The following is a 24216-nucleotide window of genomic DNA, read 5'->3' as shown; positions in this document are numbered from 1 at the left end:
TCACCAACAACATCATCATCACCTGCTGCTACTACACTAAAGGTCCATTACTTAACCTGCTATGTATCGCACTCATTGCAGAATTATGGGTATCTGTTAATGCATGTCTTAAAGCTGCACGTATAATTTCGCTATTTCGCTCTTTTGGACGATCAGTTAACTTAGAAAAAGCTTCTTTTACTTGCTGCTCCTCAATTAATTCATCAAGACTATTTCCAAATTTTTCTGCATCACTACCTGGTAATGCTTTTCTTAATTGCTCGACAAATTTTTTATCTTTAGACGAATTAAAAACTTCCTCTTTATCTTTATCTTCATCTTCAAAATACTCTCTATTTTCTTGAGTGTAGTATTCTCTATCTTCTTGAATAACATCTTCTCTATTTCCTTTAGTAACGATACCTGCATGTTTGTTACGAAGCATTTGAGCATCTGTTATATTAGAAAGTAATGCTCTTGCTGATTCTAATGTCAATTCATCACCGTTCATTTCTGCTAAAACTACAAGATCTTCAGCAGTAAACGCTCCACAAGAAGTGCCATCACTTTGTTGATGTACTTGTAAATCACGTATTGGTATATCACCCAATTCAACTTTCATTAGTCCTATTATTTTTTCAAGTAATGTTTTAGGATCAGGATTATATCGATTACCTGCAGGATCGTTGTAATATAATGTAGCAGCCCCTGATTTATCTTTACGTATTATTGCCGCAGTCCAATGTCCAACAACATTACCTTTCTCATCTTTACTATTGCCATAAAAATTAGGTATTAAAACTTTTATATCTTGCACTGGAATACCTTGATTGGCAATCTTTTCAATATTGTCAATACAAGACTGAGCCATAAAATCTTTTGTAGGATCATCTTCAAGCTCCGAAATTGGCGGTACGATGTGTATACTTGGATTGTTGCCCACACGATTCTCTAACACTTTAAGAATATCATCCTCTTCATATAAATGGCTAAGATCAACTACCTTTGTAGGTAAAGCAGAAAATGACATGCTACTAGTTAGTAACATTAAAGCAAGAGTACAGCGATTTAGTTTATTAAACATATTAATCTCTCTAATAATTGATTTATTTTTAGTTATGCGTACTATACACATATTTTATTTTTTTGTCAATCAAATTATTAATATGTTAATAATTTAAACTTTATAAATGTAAAGTTTAAATATTGAAGAAAAAAGAGAGTTTTTAAATTTTGTATTTGTGAACCTAGTTTGAAGGACGAAAACCTTGATTACTCTCTGGCTTTTTCATTTGATAAACTGCAAGAAATAGTAGACTGTAGGTACTGGCTCCCCGGGCCGGACTCGAACCAGCGACCGAACGGTTAACAGCCGTTTGCTCTACCACTGAGCTACCGAGGAACATTAGAAGCATCTGGAAAATTTAGATAATTCCTTATAACAAATCTTTTTGTTAACGTCTAGCCTTTTCTTTCAATAAAATAAAAAAAGTTATAAAAATACGGCTAGACATGTTTTAATTTAACCTAACTATGGCTTTGCTTTTACTTTTGCATAATTTTTTTAGCTTTAGAAGCATCTTTCTGATGAGCAGTTTTTGATTTTGAATCTTGCTTAGTTGTCTCTATCGCTTTTAGCTTTGTTGGTTTTAAAATCTCTTCTTTTAAATGCTTAATTGCTTTTAGATCTTCTTCATTTAAATCTAATAAATTTGGTTTTTCTTTAGCTTTAGCTTTTTCTTTAGTTGGTGCTTTAACCTTTTTTATCTCAACTTCTTTTGAAAAATCTATTAAATCTTTTTCGTTATTAATTTCTTCATTTAAGCTTTTTATAGTTTTTATTAAGTGTTTTTTTGCACTAGGTCTAATCCCTAGAGTTTCTAGAATTCTGTTTAAAGTAGAACTAACTTTGTCTCGTAATTTAAGTTTCTTTCCTCCTATTTTTCCTTCTTCACTTTTAAGAATTTTTTCAAAGTAATTAGGATGTTCTTTCATTAACGATTTTAATTCTTGCTCTTTTATTTCAAAATAAGGGTAATCGTATTTTTTGGAAATTACATTAGTTAACTTTATTTCAAGACCATATTCTTTCAAAGACTCCTGTCTTTTTAGCATCACATCTAATAAGCTATCTTTAACCTGCTGCGGGGTTATTTTTTCAGATTTATTAAATCGTCCTGGCATAGCCTGCTTAGCAAAACCTGCTATTGCTTCGTCGCTATAATATTTAGTTAATTCATCAAAACTTTCATTAATAGTTTTAGTTAAATTGATTTTGGAAGCCGCAATTAAACTATCACCAAGTTCAGGACTTCTTCTTAATTTAGACGGAAATTCTCTAAAGTGATTAGTAGGACCAAAGCCAGGTAAATGCCTCATTCTTGAATGAGAATAAATTTGATTTGTTAATTTATCAAAACTACCAGCAAAATCAATTCTTACTAATTTAGGTAAAATTTTTGGATTTTTCTCATCTCTAATAACCCCTATATTTCCGACATGTATATCAAAATCACCAATCAACAAACTTGTCGGCATGATATTTTCAAAATTTTGATATTTAACTTCTTTAAAAGCATTTTCTAAAGTTCTAAATAATTTATTCCGGGCTCCCATAAAAAGTGGTTTGCCCCCATCTTTTCTAAACCAAGAACTTGGTTTAGTTTCAGCAGACATATGTTTATCCATATCCACATACATATCACTACTGTAATTCTTAAAGAATTCAGATTTAACATATATTTGCGAATCACTATTTTTAGATTTGCTAAAACCATCTGGAGCAATTAAACTAACTTCAGCACCATTACCAGGGCTTGTTGCTGCAAAAAATTTAGACCCTAAAAATTCAGCTATATTTTTTGATGATGAAGCTTCTTGTTTTATCATTGCAGTAATGTTACTATCCGCACTTTGATATACTCCACCGTACTCCCCTGCTTCATTAGCACCACCACTTTTAGGCTTTAAAAATTTCCAATCTTTAAAAGCTGATTTTTTATCTAAACTTAATTCAGGCTCTAAAGACTCAATTACATTTTTTAATACTGGTTTCTTGCTTGTAGCCATTTTTACCTCTCTAAAAATAATTTATTTCTTAAATATACCGCAGATACTTCAAAAGTTGGTAAGTCAAGTAAGCGGTGAGTCTGCGGAACGTAGATAAACTACGTGAGCAAAGACGAATCCCACAATTTGGCTTATACGAAGATCAACTTCAAAAAGAGTAATCGGTTCATAAGACGAGGAGCGGCAGCAGTTACTTAATACGTGGCTACCTGCGTACTTATAGAACATTGTCACCAATTTTTGAAGTTCTATCTGAGTATTTACCGAATCTTGAAGTATCAAAGGTATAGTTCAGCTGCTTCAAGAGCTGCATAAGTAAATATGCCGCTTGCCCCTGCTCTTTTAAAACTAATTAATGATTCTAATAAACCTTTTTCGAAATCTATAGCTCCGGCATTTGCTGCAAATTTTAACATGGCATATTCTGCAGTAATTTGATAAGCAAAGATTTTAGTATTAAAGTTATTAGCTGCTTCACGAATAACATCTAAAAACATCATACCGGGCTTAACCATGACCATATCAGCTCCCTCTGCTATATCATGTTCAATCTCAAGCATTGCTTCTTTAATATTTCGTATGTCCAATTGATAACTTGCCTTATCTAAATAAATTTTCTTAGTACTACCGACTGCATCACGATATAAACCGTAAAAACTTGAAGCATATTTTGCAGCATAAGCAAGTATCCCTACATTAACAAAACTTTCTTCATCAAGATATTCTCTTATAGCCATAATCCTACCGTCCATCATATCAGAAGGAGCAACAATATCAACACCAGCTTTTGCAAGAGTTAAAGCTTGGTTACATAACGCTTTTACCGATCTATCATTATCCACTTCGCCGTTATGTATTACGCCATCATGCCCGTGCGTAGTATAAGGATCAAGTGCAACATCACATATTATTCCAATATCAATACCAGCATTTTTAATACTTCTTATAGTACGGCACATTAAATTATCTAGATTATAAGCTTCGTCACCATTCTCGTTTTTTAAACTTTGATCAATACACGGAAATAGTGCTATAGCTTTGATACCAAGATCAGCTGCTTTTCTTGCCGTTTCTATCACCTGATCTATAGACAAGCGATATATATCTGGCAAAGTTTTAATTTCTTGCCGCTGATTATGCCCTTCTACAACAAATAAAGGTAATACCAAATCTTCTACTCTAAGAGTAGTTTCAGCAACTAAATCACGAAGCCAAGCAGCTTTTCTATTTCTTCTAAGTCTAATAAGTGGGTACATGGTATATCTCATCATTAATAATAATTATTATATATATTAATTTATTATATTACAAAAAAAACTTATTTTTTCTTAAAAAGTGTATAACTTTTTAAATTATTGTTATTTTAAAATTTTTCTAATTAAGGTCCCATATTGTAAAAAGTTAGAGACTAATAGTTTTATTTCTTTTTTAATTTCTAAACTTAAAGCAAAATTACCACACAACAAAAAAAACTTTTTTTAATATAACAAATAAGTTAGATAAAATTAACTAATAGTATCTAAATAGTAAACATATTCAACAAAAAAATATATTTTATTGAGGTTTATTATGCACAAAGATACAAAACTACTAGATGAAATTAAGAATATTAAATCCAAATTAAAATCTGGAAAGCCTGCCGTTGCTCCAAAACCCACCCCAAAACAGATAAAAGCTTGGGAAGAAACTCATAAATCACATCTAAATTCAGATACTAAAAATTCTTCTATACCAGTTCCACCTCCTATGCCTGATCATGTATTATTACAAACGTCTAAAACCCCTTCTGTTTCTACGCTACCAAATATAAAATTTAATACTATTAACCAAGCAAAGTTTTTAAAAGCTATAGAGGATTATGATCTTGATAAAATTAAAGAATTAATTAGTTCGAATACTATAAAAATAGATAGTTTCGGCAAACGTGGAAAGCTTGGTAAAACTCCTTTACAATATGCTATTATAAATGATAAACCAGAGTTAGCAAAATTGCTAATTGATGCTGGAGCAAATATAAATGTTAAAACTCAAAATGGGAGAAACTTATTTGAATTAGCTATGTATAATTCAGCAAGCGATCAAACATTTGAGTTGCTGCTAAAAACAAATATAAATATTAATTCTATGGATTTACGTGCTTTATCACGTTTACATAATAAATTATTTTCAATCTTATTGAAACCCGAAAATGATATTAATACTACTATAGGAAAATTTAATAGAACATTATTACATCAGGCTGCTGAACGAAATAACATTAAAAAAGCACAAATATTAATTAACCACAATATTAATGTTGAAGCTCAAGATATAACTGGTGAAACTGCATTACATATGCTAAAAACATCAAAAATGGCAAAAATTTTATTAAAAGCCGGTTCAAATACAGAAGCTCAAAATAAACTAGGACGCACTCCTTTACATAATGCAATTCTTCAAGCTAATAAACGTCAAGTCAATATTAAAAATATCCATAATATAGTACTAAAATTGATAAAAAGTGGAGCTAATCCTAATGCTGTCGATTACTATGGTTTTACTCCTCTTGAATATGCTATTCGTATTAACGATTCTAAAATATTTAAATTGCTAATAAAAAATAATGCTAAATTTAAAAAAAATAGATATGAGCTATTCTGTCAAGCTTTAGAAAGCGGTAACCTTACTGCAACAAAATATTTATTTAAAAAAGAATTTTTAAATAATATAAATGATAAAAATGGACAAAATTATTTATATTATATTGCTACTGGAGGGAATAAAGAAGTACTAGAATATTTAGTAAAGAAAAATCATGATAATGGTAAAAAGATATTAACTCAATTTGTTGATAAACAACGCAATACCCCAATACATACAGCAGCTCAAAATGGTCAATTTGAAATAATAAAAAATTTTCAAAAGCTTGGTTTTGATATCAATGCTAGAAATGCAGATGGTGAAACAGTTTTACATATTTTAGCAAGAGCACAAAATGGGGAAATGATCAAAGAACTAATAAAGTTAGGAGCTGATATAAATATTAAGAATAAGATTGGTAAGACTGCATTAGATAAGGTAGAAGAAGATTTTAAGGGCATTAGCAAAAAAATAAGCAATAAACAGCTACAAGAATTGTTTGAAGAGTCAAATATAATAGCAAGAACCGGACGTATTGAAGACGAGACTAAATACTTATATCAATATCGTCAAGACGGATATTATAAAAATATTGAACGTGAAGGTAATAGAGGAAGAAGTGCCACCCTTCTCGTACCCGATGTAAATATATCTCTATTTTTTACAGGTATAGGTTTGTTATATAATGCAAATGATTCTACCATTAGGCATTTTATGCCGCATGATTTTTGGACCGATAATGCACGTAGAACAGAAGATTTTTTTAATATGAGGCTTGATAATAAAAAATTTGTTCAAACCCACTCAAAAGAAAAATTTCTAAAAACATATAAAAATTTTTTAAAAGATAATCCTCAAAAAGATTATAACGAAATAATAGCTAATTTATATCCTAAAGGACTTATCGGTATAGCTTTACAAAATGATGATCTTGAGCATAAATTATATGCTTTGGAAGCAAAATATTATGTTTCTGAAAAATATAATATGGATTTACCTATGACTATAGTAAAAAATAAGAAATTAATACCTTGGAATCCTACTATATCAGAAATTAAAGAATTATTAGCAAAAACAAATGTTGAGAACCATCCTAAATATGGTTTTACTTATAAAGGCGAAGAATTAATTTCCTTAAATAAAAATGAAGTAACATATAATGAAGTAAAAAAATTTTTTGATGATATAGATAGTAATAATACAGAAAATTATTTAATTTAGTTAATAATCGTTTACAAAATGATAATTTAAGTACTATTGATGACTTAAAAGATTTTATAATTCATAAAGAAGATATAAAAAATTTATTTGTTGAACTTGAAGAAAAAGATAAGGTAATTATTAATGAAAATTCTAAAAAGTTAAATAAACAAGAATTAGAAGATAAAGTACTAACAGCTTTATCAACTATGCAAAGCCTACGTTCTGAAAAAGACAATTTTCCTCAACTTGAAAATTACAAGTCTATAGAAGATATTTTATCGAAAGAATTAGCCGAAGAAAAAAGAATCCCTAGTATAATAAATAACCTTAAAGAATTATTACAAGCTGATATAATAGAAATGCTAAAACAAAATCAAAATTATAAAGAGTTTAAAGAAAAAGTAAATAATATTATAAATACAGACAGTAAAAAAGAACTTCCATTATTAAAACAAAAATTAAGAGATTTAGAAGAGTGGTGTGATAAAAATATAAATACTGATAAAACTCATATATTGAGAAATTTTGGCAAGGTAGTAAAACATGCAATACTAGCTATTTTAAATGCAGGTAATAAAAAAACCTTTGAGCGAGAAAAAAAGAAAATAAATTTCTATTTACATGCCATAAAAGATTCTAGACAAAATATCTCAACAACTGTAGAGAAAATAAGAAATGTTATAAAGCATACTCCTTCTGATTCCATTAGGTTTATACCGAATAAAAACCATATGTCTAGGGAACAAGATAAGAGTAAATAAAAATTATAAATTAATGAAATGAAACAAAAAATTTATAAATTAAAATCAAATACATTATCTCGTTTTTTAATTGGAATAGCATGTAGAAATCAAAATGATTCGATTGCTGGTCTATTTGTAAATACTGATCCATATGATTCGATAATGTGTCGTGAAACTGAATTTCAAGCAAAAAAAATTGAACTATTAATCAATCAAGGTTATAAAAATGAAATATTAAAAATAGCTAATGTTTATCAGCAAAAACAAAATCTATCAATATTTCAATCTGTTCAAGAAATAGTAAAATATATAAAAAGCTTGAAAGAAGATGAAGCCTCAAAATTTACAAGAATAAGTGGTCTAGATAAATTAAGTCCTAAAGGTTGGCATGAAGGAGAAAAGCATAATATAATGGCTAACATTCAAAGAGATTTTATTAAAAATGGAGGCAAAAGAGGCAAAGAATATGCAATTACAGCACTTGCATTATATAATTTAGAAATAGCAATAATTGAAAGTAGCAAGACTGATAGTTACTGGGGTGTAAAAGCAGAATATGTTAGTAAAATAGGAAAAGGAGCAAATGAATTAGGAACAATTCATACTATAATAGGCAAAGAATTAAAAGAAGCAGCTAAAGATATTAGTACAGGAAAATTTATATATAATGGAATAGAATTAGATTTAAAGCTAGTAGAAAAAAGACAAAAAGAAATTGAGAAAGCAAGATCAGATGAAAAACTAAATATAATGAATATTAAATATAACCATGATAAATTCAATACCATTGAAATTTTCCCAATAAAAAAGTATAGAAATAGAACTCAACAACAAACTCAATATTATAATACAAATTCCACTTCTTTAGCACCCAATTATACTTCTAAAAATAAAGCACATATACGATAACAATAGTCAAAAATTATTATATTAGATTATTTTAAACTTTGAGCATAAACCAATAGATTTAAACTTTTGCTATTTCTATTAGCTGATTTGTAAAAAAATAGTTAAATATTTTATAGTAAAAATATCGCACCACAAAAAGAAATTTTTATATTTTAATAAAATAGATTTGAAAACTATAAACTATTAGTAGTTATATTTTAATATGGTTAAATTTATTTAGGATATTTATTATGGGTATAATACAAGATATAACAAACATATTTAAAACAAAACCTAAAAAGGAGCAAGATAAAGCAGCTGTAGATAGACGAGAAAAACAAGATGCTCTACATAAGGCTTTTAGTGATATTCAACAACAGAGATTACATGGCATAATTTCCACACTTAAGGAACTATCAACGAATGAAGAAATAAAAGCTAATTTAAAGCAAACTAGACATCATAAAGAATTTGAAGAAAAAGTAACTGATATTATTGAAACTTACAACAGGAAATTAGATCATATAGATCCTAGTATAAAAGAATCTCAAAAATTAACTGTTTTGCCTATAGTAGAAGCAAAGCTAAAAGAACTAGATAAATGGTGTGAAGAACCTACAAAAACAGATAAAACTCTTATTTGGAAAAATATTGGTAATGTTATAAAGCACAGTTTAAAAGCTATCAAAAATATAGGTAATAAAGGATATACTGACGAAATTGAGAAAGTGCGTTATTATATGAAAGCAGTAAAAAATGCTAAACAAAATACCAAAGAAGCTAAAGAAGAAGTACGAGGTGCTACCAAACCTTTAACAGCTAAATCTACAACAAAAAAACTTCTAGAAAGTAAGCTCCAACCTAAAAAAACTAAGTCTAAAAGCAAAACTAAACAAAGAGGTTAGTAAAAACTTTTTGGGTCGATATCTATTTTTATATGACAAAAAGAGGGGATTTTAATCAGCTCTAACCAAAATTTTAAATATTTTTGCAGATTAAATTTTTTATCAGCAATAATAAGTATTCGAAAGCGATATTTACCAGCAAGTTTTGACATTAACGAGCTTGCTGGTCCTAAAATTTTCACCTGTGCTTCTGGAGCAATTCGTACCATGTTCTTAGCAACCTCTAAAATTTTATGCTCATTTGTGCCGGATAAAATTACTGATGCCATTTTTGAGAATGGCGGCATATCGGCAGCTTTCCGTACTTCCAATTCATTGACAAAAAAGTTATCTTCCCGCTCATCTTTAATATAACTAAAAATAATATTATCAGGATAATAGCTTTGTAAATATACCATACCTTTAGAATTTCCACGCCCTGCTCTACCCCCTACTTGATGAAGCAACTGAAAAGCCCTCTCACTTGATCTAAGATCAGCATGATTACTCCCAAGATCGGCATCGACTACTCCAACTAAAGTAAGATTTGGAAAATGATAACCTTTTGTTATCATTTGCGTTCCTATTAATATATCAATTTCTAGATTTTCCATTTGATGTAGAAGCTGAGCTATTTTTTCTGGATTTTTAACATGATCCTTACTTATCACAGCAATTTTACTATTTGGAAAAAGTGTTTTTGCCTCTTCCTCTATCCTTTCTATTCCAGGTCCGCAAATAGCTAGAGATTCATCTTCTAAGCATTCAGGGCAAGAGTTAAAAATCTTACTTTGATAACCACAATGATGACATTCAAGCTTTTTAGAGTTTTTATGCACTACCATCCAACTAGAGCAATATTTACAAGTAAATCTATGACCGCAAGATTTACATAGCATTAAAGGGGCATAGCCTCTTCTATTAAGGAATAAAAGCGTTTGCTCTTTATTTTCTAGATTATTCTTGATGGCTTTTATTAGAATATTAGACAAGTAACAATTTTTAGGTAGCTCTTCCTTTGTCATGTCAATCATTTCAATATTCGGTAAAACAGCGTTTTTATATCTACTACTTAAGTTAATTAAACTATATTTTCCTATATTGGCATTATACATTGTCTCAATAGAGGGCGTTGCCGAACATAAAACTATTTGTGCTTTATCAAACGTACTTCTAACTATAGCAGTATCTCTTGCATTATATAACACACCATCATCTTGCTTATAAGAATCGTCATGCTCTTCATCAATAACTATTAACCCAAGGTTTTTAAAAGGCAAAAACAAGCTACTCCTAGCCCCAATTACTATCTTAACTTTATCCTCTAATATACCTCTTAAAATCATTTTCTTTTGAGCTTTTGTAACGCTCGAATTCCATATTATAGGATCAAACCCAAAACGCTCCTTAAAACGATTAATAATTTGCGTGCTTAGTGCTATTTCTGGAAGCATCACAAGTGCTCGCTTACCTTTTGCTAAATATTCTGCTATTAGATGAAAATAAACTTCTGTTTTACCTGAACCAGTAACACCTTTAATAAGAATTGGTTTATTACTATTGTTTAACATTTGTAACGCCTGTTTTTGCTCTTCTGATAAATCAGGCAACGTAAAATTATTATTTATTTTCTGTTCTTTAACTTTAATTGGCTTTTCGGCTATATCTACTGGTAATACTAATTTAGCTATGCTACCAAGCTCAGCCATGTAGTAATTACTCATCCATTTAATTAAGTCTAAAACTTCTGAAGTTATAGTTAAATTTAGTGGTACTTTTTCTTTTATGGTTTTTAGCTTCTTTACTTCAGGAATATTAGCAAATTCCCATACTATGCCGGTTAATTCCTTATTTCTAAAAGGCACTATAACAAGATCACCTATATTTAATGATAAATCTTCAGGGATTAAGTAATCTAGAGGAAATAATTTTACTGCTGGTAATAATATCTTCGCTATTTGCATATATAATTTGTTTTATATAATTTTTTTTATTATATACTAAACTAATAAATTATAAAAACATCGATGAAAAAAATTATCATAGCAATTTCTGGAGCTTCAGGGGCAATATATGGTATTCGTTTACTTGAAGTATTAAAAGAACAGAATATCGAGACTCATCTAATTATTTCAGATGGAGCCGCTCTTACTATAAAAGCTGAAACTGAATATTCTATAGAAAAAGTAAAAGCTCTTGCAAATTATCATTATAGTAATAAAGCTATAGGAGCTGCTATTGCAAGCGGTTCGTTTAAAACTTCTGGCATGATAATAGCACCATGCAGTATGAGGACTTTGGCTAGCGTTGCTCATGCAATGGAAGATAATTTAATTACCAGAGCAGCAGGAGTAGTATTAAAGGATAAAAGAAAGCTCGTTTTAATGACTCGCGAAACACCTTTGCATACAGGACATATAAAGAATATGTTAAAAGTAGCAAATTATGGCGGAATTATAGCACCACCAATGCCAGCTTTTTATAGCAAACCTAAAGAAATAGATGATATAGTAAACCACTCTATCGCTAGAGTCTTAGACCTTTTCGATATCGAAACTAATCTGATTAAAAGATGGAGTGGGCTGTGAATAATAAAAAATCAATTTTGTTATTAAAATCTGCACTAAAAAAAGCTCGAAATACTATTAATAAATACTATTCTCAAGAAGAAAGTTTAGTAGATAAATTAATTACTGAACGCAGAAATGAAGCAAAAAATGAAGAATATAAAACATCTAGTTTGTAATAATATCATGCTTTCTATGTCATTCCCGCGTGTCATTGTTGCGTAAACCGAGAATCGTCTGAGCTAAGCGACTGCAAGGAGCATGGCAATCTAGAAAAAATAATAAAAAATGCTAATTTATAGCATTTTTTAACTGGATTGCTTCGTCAAAACTTACAGTTTTTCCTCGCAATGACGGAAAAATTGAGCTATGCAACAACGCCGCTTTTAGCTAAGATGACGTAGAATTCCTAATATAAAATAACAATTTCTTATAACAATTCAATTATTAAAAAAACAACAATGGCACGTAATAAAACAAACAACGATAAAAATATAGCTAACGATGAAGCAAATACTGTATTAGCAAGAGTTTTACCTTCAAATACTCAGGCAGAACAGATGCTTATTGGGGCAATTTTAACCAATAATGAATTGCTAAACTATGTATCAGAATTTTTACGCAGTGAGCATTTTTTTGAACTTATTCACCAAAAAATCTATAACGGAATTGAAGTAATTACCGAAAAAGGTTTAATCGCTACCCCTATAACATTACGTAGTATGCTAGCAAATGATGAGCTTTTTGCTGAAATGGAGGGAGCTGAATATTTAGCAAAATTAGTCACTATGTCAATGATGGTAATTAATCCTATTGACTATGGTAAAATAATATATGATTTAGCAATAAAACGTTATTTAATAAATATCGGTGAAGAAGTAGTAAACGACGCATATAATTCTTCTTTAGAGTTTGAAGCAAAAGAACAAATTGAACGAGCCGAATCTAAGCTTTATGATTTAGCTAGTGAAGGGATAAATGAAAAAAGCTTTACCAAAATTGCTATACCTATTTCAGAGTCGATTGCCAGCATAAATAGAGCAATGAAAAATAACGATCATGTGATAGGTATATCTACTGGCTTAATTGATTTAGATAGTAAACTGTTTGGTTTTCATAATTCTGATCTTGTAATTCTTGCAGGACGTCCTGCGATGGGTAAAACAGCCTTTGCTTTAAATTTAGCTTTAAATGCTTGCAATAATATGCTTATTAAAAATAAGCGTGATAATCAAGAAGTACAATCTGTGGGATTTTTCTCTCTAGAAATGTCCTCCGAGCAGCTTACAACACGTTTGCTTTCAATAAGTGCAGGAATTGACTCTACTACTCTTCGTACGGGAATGATTAATGAAGCAAATTATAATCGTCTTCGCAAAGAAGCCATAGCTTTATCAGAATTATCATTTTTTATTGACGATACTCCTGCCTTAACTATTTCAGCTATAAGAACACGTGCTAGAAGAATGAAACGCAAGCATAATTTAGGTATATTATTTGTCGATTATTTACAGTTAATTAGAGGTGTAAGTAAATCCGATAATAGGGTTAATGAAGTTTCAGAAATCACCCAAGGTTTAAAAGCCATAGCCAAAGAATTAAATATTCCTGTCATTGCATTATCTCAGCTATCAAGAGCCGTAGAGCTTCGGGAGGATAAAAGACCTATGCTATCCGATCTTAGAGAATCAGGAAGTATTGAACAAGATGCCGATATAGTTATGTTTATTTACCGAGAAGAATATTATCTAAGCAGAAAAGAGCCTGCAGCAAGCGACCCTAAACATGCTGAAAAATATGCTGAATGGCAAGATAATATGAGTAAAGCACATAATATTACCGATATTATAATTGCAAAACACCGTAGCGGTCCTGTTGGAAATGTTCAACTTTTCTATGACAGTCAATATTCTAAATTTGTTAATCTAGAAACAAAATATCCAGTGCATCCGAGATAATAGTTGTATAAAACTCAGGGTTATCTAGTGCTTGACCGAGCTATATATACTGCTAATAAATGAAGAGTTGGATAGACGAAGTTTTATTTGGAAAAGAGCAAGGCGGCTTGAAGCTGATAACCGCAGCGTATACTTAATACGTGAGGATTATCAGCAAAAGACAACGTAGCCAATTTTTCAAATAAAACGAGTATACTTATAAAATACCAATAATCGTATTAGTAAGTTCATATCCCATAATAAATATTCCGATAATTACTGATATAACAATTAAATATTTCTTTTTTAGTTCAGGATAATAAAAATTTTTTATTTTTGCTTTATATAATAAGTAAGCAGGCAATAAAATTGCAATTATTACCAATATCATACCGGCGAACCAAAAGCATTAGGAATTAGTATTGTTACAATATAAGCTGGTAATATAGTAGTAGAAGCAGCTATTATATCACGAATCATTGAATTACACTGTAGGTTTGAAAAACTTACTTTAAGAGAATCACATAGACCTACACCTACACCAATTACTGAGGTAGCTATAGCTAAAGTAGAAATTATCCACACTAGCAATTGTACGGACTGCCATTTTGCTATACTGCTTAATTCTTTAACTAACTCTCCTACTTCAACATTGCCTACAACCATCTGTTGATAAAATACCGGATTTTCATGATGTATTACAGTAAGAACGCTACATGTCCAAATTATATATACTATTGCTGGAATTAAAGTACCAAATAAGAATGCTAATTTTAATGTTCTAGCATTTTTATTACAGTAATTAGTTAAAGTATGAAAAATTACTTGGAAACCAAAAGAAGTAAAAACTACAGGCGTTATTTCACTCCATACTAATATTTCTTTATACCTTGATGAAAATAATGGTAAATTGTACCATTTAATCATAGCAATAAGTCCTATAATTAAAATTGCTATTACTATAAGTATGCTAATAAATAACAAACGATTTATATAATCTATTAACTTTAACGGTAGCAATAATACTAAAATAGATATAACAGCATACCATGCTCCTATATAAACTATACTTATATCTAAGGATAATAAGTTTTGTATTATTGACGAACCTCCATATATAAAAACTGCCAGTAAAGCGTATGAAAGAATCTTAAGATTTACCATACCGATAATTTCAGCAATACGTCCTGAAAAATATCTTCCAAGTCTTCCTAATGCTAAACCTTTACCGGCTTGAAGGTTAAGTTCTAAATTAATTAAGGAAGTATAATACATTAGAAACCAAATTATAAACATTAATATTATACTAGGTATTAAACCTATTTTTGCTAATACCATAGGCAGGGCTATCATACCGCTACCTATACAAGTACCTGCAATTAATAAAATTGAACCGATAAGTTTTTCCATATTTTTAATTAAGGCTTATAATTAAGAAGAATTATATATAGACTAGTTGAAATTTAGAAGCAATAATATTCGCAAGAATAATAATGAGAAAAATAAAAAATTTTCATGGATGGCTTTTATAGTACTAAAACAAGCGAAGACTGCATAACAATCTCATAATTCAATACAAAAATTCCTGAGATTGCCTCGTTAATTACTACGTAATTTTCTTGCAATGACGATTTTGAAGACTAACTACGCATGACTCCTTTTTTTATCACTATTTTTGGCTTAGGTTTTGCTTTTACTTTATTGTTATAAGCAAGTGTGACTTTAGGCTTGGCAGATGCTACGTTAAAGTGCTGATCTAATAATCCGATCATTTTCTGATCACGAGATCCAGCACTTCTACCGCCTGTAACAACTGTGATTAATGATTTACCGTTTCTTGAGGCAGTAGTAACTAAATTATAACCAGATGGATTAGTAAAACCTGTTTTTAGACCTTCAGCTCCTCGATAGTTTTTAGTAATATTATTATGTCCATTTCTTGTATTACCGCGAAATACAAAACTTGTTTTGGAAAATAACGGATAATATTTAGGATAGTTTTTCTTAATTGCTAAAGCAAGCTTAGCCATATCTCTTGCGGTGGTTTGCTGCAACGGGTCATGCAAGCCTGAAGCATTCTTGAAATAAGTATTTTTCATCCCAAGTTGTTTAGCTTTGACATTCATTGCATGAGCAAAAGCTTTTTCTGAGCCTTTAAGGTTTTCAGCAGCAACCACAGCAGCATCATTAGCAGAAGTTATAATTAACCCATTAATAGCATCTCTGACTGTTATAGTTTCGCCTGCTTTTAAACCTAGCTTACAAGGAGGCATTTTTGCCGCTTTTTCTGATACGGTTAGCTTTTTATTTAATGATAGTTTACCTGTCTCAATTGACTCAAACATTAAATATAGCGTCATTAATTTAGTTAAAGAGGCGGGATACATCCGAACTTGTGAATTATGAGCATGCAAAACCTCACCATTTTTTTCATTAATTACTAAACTAGTTTGAACGGGAATAGGAACTTTAGAAGAATTTTTTACAACCTTTTTTGCTTCACTTACTTGGGTAAGTAAAGAAATGATAACAAAAATGTAAGGCAATAAAATTTTTCTAAACATCTTATATAGATAAAATATTATTAGAGTTTGGTCAAGATGAAATTATAACTTTACCGTCATTGCGAGGAGATGCGTAGCAGAGGGCGGAGGCAATCTTATGAAGCAGCATAGAACCCCTGAGATTGCCACGCTCATTTAATTCGCATAGCTTATGACGCCAAAACTTACTATATATTAACCTTTTTATTAAGATACATTAATATAAATAAAGCAGGCAAGGCTAAAATGATAGTGAAGATGAAAAAGCCATTCCAGCCTAGCATATTTACAAGTTTACCAGCATAAATAGTGACAGTATTGTTACATAAACTGCTCGCAGCGGTAAAAAGTGCATATTGCGTTGCTAAGTATTTTTTATTACATAAATAGCTTATATATCCGACCAAAGCAGTAGTACCCATAGCGGCAGCAAAATTTTCTATAGTAATAGTAATTAATAAAGCTCCAAAAGAAGGAGGTTGACCGTTGAGCCAAATAAACGCAAAATGTGTTAAACTTTGAATAATACCGGTAATAATTAAGCCTTTAAAATTATTAAACCTATACATCACTATACCGCCGACAAAGCCACCAACTAAGGTTGCAATCAAGCCATATAGCTTAACAATTACTGCTATTTCTGATTTAGTATAACCAAGTTCTATATAAAAAGGCGATGCAATAGATAAAAGCATCGAATCACCAAGTTTAAAAAATATTACAGCAAACAAAATAGTTATAGCAAATTCTCTTTTAAAAAAATCTTTAAAAGGACTAATTACTGTATGAATCCAAGAAGCGATAGAAGTAAATTTTATCTTCTCTCTTACTAATTCTTTTTCCTTTACTGTTATTATAAAAATAGTAGAGACGGCAAATATTATACCTATAACAAAGAAAGTTAATTGCCAGTTATCGTTAGTTATTTCAGCAAAATATAAAGCCCAGCCACCTGTAATCAACATACCAATTCTATAACCGAATACCGCTGTTGCACTAGCTATGCCTTGGGTTTCTTCTTCAAACTTATCAATATGAAGAGCATCAACAGCAATATCAAATGTGCTTGATAAAAACCCTAAAGCTATGGTTAGAAAATATAAAGCAGTTAAAGAAGCAGCAGGGTTTTCTCTTCCCATAACTATCAATACTAAAGCCATCAAACTGCTACATAATATGAGCCAACCTTTTCTATGTCCCCATTTGCTTAAAAAAGGCACTTTAAAATTATCAATCAGAGGAGACCAAAATACTTTTAAGGAATAAGATAATTTCGCTATTCCAAAAGTAGTGATAACAGCAATATCCACACCTGACTCTTTTAACCAAACCGAAATAGTAGTAAAAATTACAGCCAGCGGCATCCCACTAACTATTCCTAAGATTAATATTTCGAATAAGCGGTAGTCTTTAAATATTCTGGTGATAAGCATGTTAGTTGTTTTTATTTATGGTTAGTACAGTAGTGTCATACCGCGGCTTGACCGCGGTATCTATTTATTATAAACTGTGTCCTGAGATCCCGCTACAAGCTCACGGAATAACATTAGAAACAGTTTCTTCCCTCAGCTCTTTATTATACAAAGCATAATATTCACCCTTATTATCAAGCAGCTGCTTGTGGTTTCCTTGTTCACAAACCGCACCGTTTTTCATCACAATTATATTATCAAGGTCAGTAATGCTACTTAAGCGATGGGTAATAATTAAAGTAGTTTTTCCTTTGCGTAATTTCTTTAGAGATTCTAGAATTTTCTGCTCAGAAGATTGATCTAAGCTGCTTGTTGCTTCATCCCAAATTAGAATAGGTGCATCTTTTAAGAAAGCTCTGGCAATCGATAAACGTTGACGCTGACCCCCTGAAAGAGTTGTCCCTTGCACACCTATTTGTGTATCATAACCATTTGGTAGCTGCATGATAAACTCATGTGCATCAGCATATTGTGCTGCCTTAATTATTTCTTCCTGTGTAGCATTAGGTTGACTATATGCTATATTCTCGGCAACGCTAGTATCAAATAAATGCGTATCTTGTGTAACTAAAGCAATTTGGCTGCGTAGAGAAGTAAGCTTAATATCTTTAATATCATGAGTATTAATTAAAATTCTTCCTTCTGTGGGATCATAAAAACGTGCTAATAAATTGCTGAGTGAAGTTTTACCACTACCAGAACGCCCAACAAACGCAATCATTTTATTAGGTTTTAACTTTAAATCTATATGTTTTATAGCTACCTTACTTTCAAAACTTAAAGCTAATTTCTCAAAAGTAATTTGTGCATCAGATAAATCGATTTCCTTAGAATTACTATGATCTTTAATTAAAGGTTCGGTATCTAAAACACTAAACACCCTTTTAGCTGCTGCAATCCCCTCTTGTAGGTTAATATTCAATGATACTAAACTTTTAAATGGTCTATAAGCTGCAGCAAAAGAAGCTAAAAAAGCAAATAATGCACCTGGAGTAGTCTTTCCATCAAGTACCAAACTACCTCCATACCATACTATACCACCAACTGCAAGACCGCTTAACCCCTCCATAATAGGTGAAACTAACGCATCTAATTTAGATGTTTTTTTATAATATTCTAAAATATTGTTAATAATCAATGCTGCTCTTTTACTTTCTATTTTTTCGCCGACAAAAGATTTAATAATTTTAATTGATTGAAAGGCTTCATCAAGTTTAGAGGTATAATGCCCAAGCTCCTCTTGTGATCGTGCAAATATTCTCCTTATCCTTCTACCCATCTTTTGTACCGGATAAACAGCAAGCGGAAAAACAAGGAAAACCACACAAGATAATAGCGGTTCTAAATTAAACATCGTTATTATTAAACATACTACAGTTAGAAAATGTTTAGCACATCCGACGAGTAAATTAGAAACAGCACCACGCATTAAAGAAATATCGTTAGTAAAGCGGGATATAAGACGCCCTGAAGATTGCTTTTGAATAAAAGAAATATCGGCAAATAACAAATGCTCATACATTTTTATCTGCAAATCGTTTAATACTCTCTGCCCGACAAATTTTATTAGATAATTCTGATAATATTCCGAAATTCCTTTGACAAAGAAAGTTACGATAAGCACTATCGGCATTATAACAAGCATTCTTCTATCATGCGTTAAAAAAATCTTATCAATAATAGGTCTAACCGCATGTACTATAATTGCCGTACAAATTGCTGCGACAGCCATACAAAATATTGCTACATATATCTTAGTTGCATAAGGTTTAATATGATTTTTTATCAACCTTTTAATTATATAAAAAGCTTGGTAGTCATTATCTAAATTATTGTTCATTGTCGTTAAAAATATTAAATTGGTAAGTAGAGCTAGTTGGCAGTGGAATTTTTAAATGCTCAAAAGCAGCAGCTGTTATCACCCTGCCCCGTGGTGTTCTTTGTAGTAAACCTATCTGTATTAGATAAGGCTCTATGGTTTCCTCAAGTGCATCACGCTGCTCGGAAAGAGCGGCGGCAATTGTCTCAATCCCGACAGGTCCACCATTATAATTATCTGCTATAAATTTGAGATAACGATAATCATTGCTATCAAGCCCAATAATATCAACCTCCAAGCGGTTTAAACCAAAATTAGCTATTTCTTTATCTATTTCTAACTGATTGTTAACCGCCGCGAAATCTCTTATACGGCGTAGCAACCTTAAGGCGATTCTTGGCGTTCCTCTACTTCTTCTTGCTATTTCTTCTGAACCTGAATCAGTCAAATCAATATCAAGCAATTTACTTGCTCTGTTTAAAACCTTTTTCAGCTCTTCGGTATTATAGAAATTCAAACGCATAGGAATACCAAACCTATCACGCAAGGGGTTACTAAGCAAACCAAGACGGGTAGTAGCACCTATAAGCGTAAATTGTGGTAGGTTTATTTTTACCGATCTTGCAGCAGGACCTTCTCCAATAATTATATCAAGCTCAAAATCTTCCATAGCCGGATATAAAACCTCTTCAACCGAAGTATTTAAACGATGAATCTCATCAATAAATAATACATCATTTTTTTCAAGGTTGGTGAGAATAGCAGCTAAATCTGCTGCTTTAAGTATGGCAGGACCGGAAGTAGATTTGAAATTACCACCTATCTCATTAGAAATAATCTTGGCAAGCGTAGTCTTACCAAGCCCAGGCGGACCGTAAAATAAAGTATGATCAAGATGCTCGCCACGTGATTTAGCTGCCCTAATAAATACAGAAAGGTTTTCCTTAATCTGTTGCTGTCCAACAAATTCTTGCAAATATGACGGTCTTAGCGGCAACTCTTGATCATTCTGATTTTTTTCAGGAGATAATATATTAGTCATATTTTAAATATATATAATGACTAATAATAGCGGAAAAATAGTTTTTTGCTATATCTTAATTTATAAATTTTAGCCTAAAACAGTCCATTCTTCTTCTGTCGACGAATCTTCAGCTAGAAATACCCAGTCTATACTTATTGGATGAATGAATACTATATCTGAAAATTTTAGATACGAGGCTATATGTCCTATTACCTCTACAGGAAAATAGCCTGTTCCTGAATTTTTTGCGACACCGATCATTTCAAAAAAATGTTCTTTAATACATTTATCTGCATTTTGGGTTATATTATCTAAATCACTATAGCTTATTCTTAATTCTTCTAAATAATCTTTAATATTTAGGTTATGATATAATTGTAAATATTTATAAGTTTTATTATCAGGCAAAATTTTTTTACTTGTATAAAAATCTTTTAATACAGGTATTATTTCCTTTGCTGCCTCTTTTGCTATTTCTTTTGATATTTCACTATTTTCTTCAATTGAACAATTAATAATATTTTTGCCACTCTTCATCGAGGCTAGCAATTTTGCTGTTGATTCTTCACTTGTTTTTCCACATAAAGTAAAACTTAAAGATATAATTTCATTATTTCTTTCTAAAAAAGAAGCTATAGCTTCTACTCCTACACCATCAAAATAAGTGTCCGACATATCTAAAGTATAAATAGGATAATTTTTGGAAATTTTTTCTTTTATTATTGGAAGTAGTTTTATTATCTCTTCTTGACCAAATAAAATATTTAATATAAGCGAATTAACATTACTAGTCTCAAGAAAACAAGTGATTTTGGGTATTAATGATAAATCGAAAAAAAAATTTATAAAATTTAAATGAGGAAGATATAAAACTTTTAAATTAGGTTTGCAACAAATAATATCTATAAAGGAAAAAAATTGTACGGGGGCTACTCTAGCATTACCTAAATTAATTTCTTGAAGAGAATTATTTACTTTAAAAGCTTCTAAAAGAATTCCAAACTTTTCGTAACCTATATAATCTACAAACTCACTATCTATGTTAATGCCGGTAATATGACACTGAGGATTCTTTAAAAATTCAGCCAGTAATTCCGGACATTTATTAATTGCAAATAAACCTATAAATACTAAATTTTTAATTTCAGCATCTTTTAAGATATTAAATAAACTAATTAAATTATCTTCTGAACCCCAAACACTATGTTGATAATTTAAATATAAAGTAGAAGAATCATAATCCAATGCTTCAAGAATTTCAGTAGCATTTATATTACTCAGAAAAATTTTTAGCTTTGACATATTATATATTAACTAATCAACTAAAAATTACTGTTACGATTCTTTAGTGCGGTTCTGATTAATTCATCGATAGAGATTTCAGGATTTTTGGTAATAATTTCTTGTACGGTATTTTGTGCTTCAAATCTTGAGAATCCCATATTTATTAAAGCTTTTATCACGTCACTACTTGCTACCGGCGTGATGCCCTTAATTCCAATAACAGCAGATGAGCTTGATATTTTTGCCACTTTATCGCTCAATTCACGTACTATACGTTCGGCTAGTTTAGCTCCCACTCCTGAGATTGCTTTAAAAATATTCTTGTCTTCATTATTAATAGCAATTTGTATATCAGTAGGCGTAAGGGCTGACAAAATAGACAAAGCCATCCTTGTGCCTATACCATTTACGGATTGCAGCAAGTTAAAAAAGCTTTGTTCTTCTAAACTCAAAAAACCATATAAATGAATGTGATCTTCTCTAACATGAGTCTCGATAAATAGTTTATAAGACTCTCCTTCTGAAAGTTTGCTTAAAGTTTTAGCGGAAGCAAAAACTCGATACCCCACCCCGTTTACATCAATTATGACGTAATCATCATAGCTTGAGTCGATTCTACCGCTTAATTTACCAATCATATTATTTTTTCTTACTATATATTAAAACTAACGTTGGTAAAGCGGTAATAATAGCAGCTAAAATATAATGAATAACAAGTGGTCTATCCACCATATGACACTGCCCATCATCTGGAATCGTCTGAGCCAAAACCATATAGGCAACTATTATTGTTACTGCTATATATAGAAAAGCAAAAAATAAGTATTTCATAAATTTTTTCATATTGATCCTTTATAAATAATATTACACCGAGTATACCTTAGATATTTTATCGACAAATTACATTATAATAGTATCATATGATACTATCATGGTATAGAAAGAAATATATTTTATGTCCAATTCAGCTTTTTTGATTGCGTTTTTTGTATCTATAATTCGTTACTACGATTATGCATTATTTGGCTTATCAGCTCACATTTTAGCACAAAATTTTTTACCTAGAAGTACGCATGAAATACAGCTACTTGGCTTTTTTGCACTACTTAGTGCGGCTGTTGTGATCCGTCCTTTAGGCTCTATAATTTTCGGCTTTATCGGTGATAGATACGGACGCACTAAATCCATCAAAATATCAATGTTTATCAGCAGCATTTCTACCTTGCTAATCGCTGTTACCCCTTCCTTTGATAAAATAGGTATTCTTGCTACAATTATGCTTACATTTTGTCGGATGATTTTCCTTGCAAGTTTAGCTGGCGAAGTTGACGGCATAAAAGTTTATGTGGCAGAAAAAACAAAAAATAACCGAAAAAATTTAGGGCTAGGAGTAGTTGCAAGCTGCACTCAAATAGGAGCATTACTTGCTGCTATGGCTTATTATTGTGCGACTAACCTTAATATTTATTATTTGTGGCGAATTAATTTCCTGATCGGTGCTATATTTGGATTATTTGCTATTTTAATGAGAGATTATTTCAAAGAAAGCAACGAATTTTTACATCATAAAAATAAACAATCTGATAATATTCCTATCTTTCAATCTCTAAAAAACTCTAAAAAGTCTTTTATTTTGGCACTACTAATAAATGGTACAATCGGCGGTATATACCATTTTTTAGTATATTTCTTGGGAGTATTTTTAGCAAAAATAGCTTTTATAAACCCTATAGAAACTGAGTTTATGAACATAAGCCTAATTATTACTTACGGGATAGCGGCTATTTTCGCAGGAATGCTTGCTGATAAAATAAATCCTTTAAAACAAATTATATTTGCCTTGCTACTTAGTCTTGTCACAGCTTTTACTATGCAAACTTTATTATATCAGCAAATATTTACTGTTATATGTCCTATTATACTAATTGGGCTTGCCGCATTTTACGCTGTTCCGCTACAAATTATCGTCCAGTCTTTATTTAAAACAGCTGTTAGAATGAGGCTTTATAGCTTATCTCACTCACTTGGTGGTATTATATTATCCTCAAGCACGCCTTTCTTCAGTATGCTACTATGGCAAAACTTTAAATCATTATGGGTAACATTTAGCTTCTTTACTTTCCTACTTATAATACTAACCGGTGCGGTGTTAGCTTTACGCAAAACTATTACACTCTAAAGGATT

21 protein-coding genes and 1 tRNA gene are annotated in these 24216 nt (G+C 30.8%); 8 read left to right on the top strand and 14 right to left on the bottom strand.

Annotated elements, in window-relative coordinates:
- Nucleotides 1–31 precede the first annotated feature (31 nt).
- The 4 genes from AAGD49_RS03810 to hemB all read right to left on the bottom strand — a co-directional run bounded on the left by AAGD49_RS03810 (nucleotide 32) and on the right by hemB (nucleotide 4304).
- Nucleotides 32–1063: a hypothetical protein gene (locus AAGD49_RS03810; RefSeq protein ID WP_341787981.1), complete on the bottom strand. Its 1032-nt coding sequence runs from the start codon at nucleotides 1061–1063 to the stop codon at nucleotides 32–34.
- A gap of 243 nt (nucleotides 1064–1306) precedes the next feature.
- A tRNA-Asn gene (locus AAGD49_RS03805) sits at nucleotides 1307–1381 on the bottom strand.
- A gap of 143 nt (nucleotides 1382–1524) precedes the next feature.
- Nucleotides 1525–3048 carry a hypothetical protein gene (locus AAGD49_RS03800; protein ID WP_341787980.1) on the bottom strand — a complete coding sequence of 508 codons (1524 nt, stop codon included), beginning with the start codon at nucleotides 3046–3048 and terminating at the stop codon, nucleotides 1525–1527.
- Nucleotides 3049–3326: 278 nt separating this feature from the next.
- Nucleotides 3327–4304, bottom strand: coding sequence for a porphobilinogen synthase (hemB, locus tag AAGD49_RS03795; RefSeq protein ID WP_341787979.1), 978 nt, complete (start codon nucleotides 4302–4304; stop codon nucleotides 3327–3329).
- 313 nt (nucleotides 4305–4617) lie between these two features.
- Between hemB and AAGD49_RS03790 the strand changes: the two genes are divergently transcribed.
- From AAGD49_RS03790 to AAGD49_RS03775, 4 genes are all read left to right on the top strand, one after another.
- Nucleotides 4618–6888, top strand: a complete 2271-nt coding sequence (locus AAGD49_RS03790) for an ankyrin repeat domain-containing protein (protein WP_341787978.1) — start codon at nucleotides 4618–4620, stop codon at nucleotides 6886–6888.
- Nucleotides 6889–7076: 188 nt separating this feature from the next.
- Complete coding sequence (locus AAGD49_RS03785; protein WP_341787977.1) at nucleotides 7077–7631, top strand: hypothetical protein; 555 nt, start codon at nucleotides 7077–7079, stop codon at nucleotides 7629–7631.
- A gap of 18 nt (nucleotides 7632–7649) precedes the next feature.
- Nucleotides 7650–8522: a hypothetical protein gene (locus AAGD49_RS03780; protein ID WP_341787976.1), complete on the top strand. Its 873-nt coding sequence runs from the start codon at nucleotides 7650–7652 to the stop codon at nucleotides 8520–8522.
- A gap of 230 nt (nucleotides 8523–8752) precedes the next feature.
- The gene (locus tag AAGD49_RS03775; protein WP_341787975.1) at nucleotides 8753–9406 is read left to right on the top strand and encodes a hypothetical protein; all 654 of its coding nucleotides are present in this window, start codon (nucleotides 8753–8755) and stop codon (nucleotides 9404–9406) included.
- On the opposite strand, the gene AAGD49_RS03770 is transcribed toward AAGD49_RS03775, so the two are convergent.
- Nucleotides 9403–11349: a primosomal protein N' gene (locus AAGD49_RS03770; protein WP_341787974.1), complete on the bottom strand. Its 1947-nt coding sequence runs from the start codon at nucleotides 11347–11349 to the stop codon at nucleotides 9403–9405. The two genes, AAGD49_RS03775 and AAGD49_RS03770, sit on opposite strands and share 4 nt — an antisense overlap.
- Nucleotides 11350–11412: 63 nt before the next feature.
- On the opposite strand from AAGD49_RS03770, the gene AAGD49_RS03765 reads away from it, so the two are divergent.
- The 3 genes from AAGD49_RS03765 (at nucleotide 11413) to AAGD49_RS03755 (ending at nucleotide 13910) form a co-directional block, all read left to right on the top strand.
- Nucleotides 11413–11973: a UbiX family flavin prenyltransferase gene (locus AAGD49_RS03765; RefSeq protein ID WP_341789200.1), complete on the top strand. Its 561-nt coding sequence runs from the start codon at nucleotides 11413–11415 to the stop codon at nucleotides 11971–11973.
- 17 nt (nucleotides 11974–11990) lie between these two features.
- Entirely contained in the window at nucleotides 11991–12131 is a 141-nt protein-coding gene (locus AAGD49_RS03760) for a hypothetical protein (RefSeq protein ID WP_341789272.1), read from the top strand.
- A gap of 282 nt (nucleotides 12132–12413) precedes the next feature.
- On the top strand, nucleotides 12414–13910 hold the full coding sequence (locus AAGD49_RS03755) for a replicative DNA helicase (RefSeq protein WP_341789199.1): 1497 nt from the start codon (nucleotides 12414–12416) through the stop codon (nucleotides 13908–13910).
- Nucleotides 13911–14106: 196 nt separating this feature from the next.
- On the opposite strand, the gene AAGD49_RS03750 is transcribed toward AAGD49_RS03755, so the two are convergent.
- The 9 genes from AAGD49_RS03750 to AAGD49_RS03710 all read right to left on the bottom strand — a co-directional run bounded on the left by AAGD49_RS03750 (nucleotide 14107) and on the right by AAGD49_RS03710 (nucleotide 22874).
- A complete protein-coding gene (locus tag AAGD49_RS03750) occupies nucleotides 14107–14280 on the bottom strand; it encodes a hypothetical protein (RefSeq protein WP_341789198.1) in 174 nt (57 codons plus the stop codon).
- The gene (locus tag AAGD49_RS03745; RefSeq protein WP_341789197.1) at nucleotides 14277–15299 is read right to left on the bottom strand and encodes an aromatic amino acid transport family protein; all 1023 of its coding nucleotides are present in this window, start codon (nucleotides 15297–15299) and stop codon (nucleotides 14277–14279) included. Before AAGD49_RS03745 ends, AAGD49_RS03750 begins: the two co-directional genes overlap by 4 nt.
- A 230-nt stretch (nucleotides 15300–15529) precedes the next feature.
- Nucleotides 15530–16453 (bottom strand): D-alanyl-D-alanine carboxypeptidase family protein, encoded by a 924-nt coding sequence (locus AAGD49_RS03740; RefSeq protein WP_341789196.1) that lies wholly within the window; start codon nucleotides 16451–16453, stop codon nucleotides 15530–15532.
- A gap of 167 nt (nucleotides 16454–16620) precedes the next feature.
- Nucleotides 16621–17865 carry an AmpG family muropeptide MFS transporter gene (locus AAGD49_RS03735; RefSeq protein WP_341789195.1) on the bottom strand — a complete coding sequence of 415 codons (1245 nt, stop codon included), beginning with the start codon at nucleotides 17863–17865 and terminating at the stop codon, nucleotides 16621–16623.
- A 100-nt stretch (nucleotides 17866–17965) separates the two neighbouring features.
- Complete coding sequence (locus AAGD49_RS03730) at nucleotides 17966–19744, bottom strand: ABC transporter ATP-binding protein (RefSeq protein WP_341789194.1); 1779 nt, start codon at nucleotides 19742–19744, stop codon at nucleotides 17966–17968.
- Nucleotides 19734–20765 carry a Holliday junction branch migration DNA helicase RuvB gene (ruvB, locus tag AAGD49_RS03725; RefSeq protein ID WP_341789193.1) on the bottom strand — a complete coding sequence of 344 codons (1032 nt, stop codon included), beginning with the start codon at nucleotides 20763–20765 and terminating at the stop codon, nucleotides 19734–19736. Before ruvB ends, AAGD49_RS03730 begins: the two co-directional genes overlap by 11 nt.
- Nucleotides 20766–20834: 69 nt before the next feature.
- Nucleotides 20835–22049, bottom strand: a complete 1215-nt coding sequence (locus AAGD49_RS03720; protein WP_341789192.1) for a hypothetical protein — start codon at nucleotides 22047–22049, stop codon at nucleotides 20835–20837.
- Between the two features lie 20 nt (nucleotides 22050–22069).
- On the bottom strand, nucleotides 22070–22669 hold the full coding sequence (gene ruvA / locus AAGD49_RS03715; RefSeq protein WP_341789191.1) for a Holliday junction branch migration protein RuvA: 600 nt from the start codon (nucleotides 22667–22669) through the stop codon (nucleotides 22070–22072).
- A gap of 1 nt (nucleotide 22670) precedes the next feature.
- A complete protein-coding gene (locus tag AAGD49_RS03710) occupies nucleotides 22671–22874 on the bottom strand; it encodes a Holliday junction ATP-dependent DNA helicase RuvA (RefSeq protein ID WP_341789190.1) in 204 nt (67 codons plus the stop codon).
- Between the two features lie 112 nt (nucleotides 22875–22986).
- Here AAGD49_RS03710 and AAGD49_RS03705 point away from each other — a divergent pair, with 112 nt between their 5' ends.
- Nucleotides 22987–24210: an MFS transporter gene (locus AAGD49_RS03705; RefSeq protein ID WP_341789189.1), complete on the top strand. Its 1224-nt coding sequence runs from the start codon at nucleotides 22987–22989 to the stop codon at nucleotides 24208–24210.
- Nucleotides 24211–24216: the final 6 nt, after the last annotated feature.

Source organism: Rickettsia endosymbiont of Lasioglossum villosulum (genome assembly GCF_964026455.1).
Lineage (GTDB): Bacteria > Pseudomonadota > Alphaproteobacteria > Rickettsiales > Rickettsiaceae > Rickettsia.
This window is presented reverse-complemented; position numbering and strand designations above follow the sequence as displayed.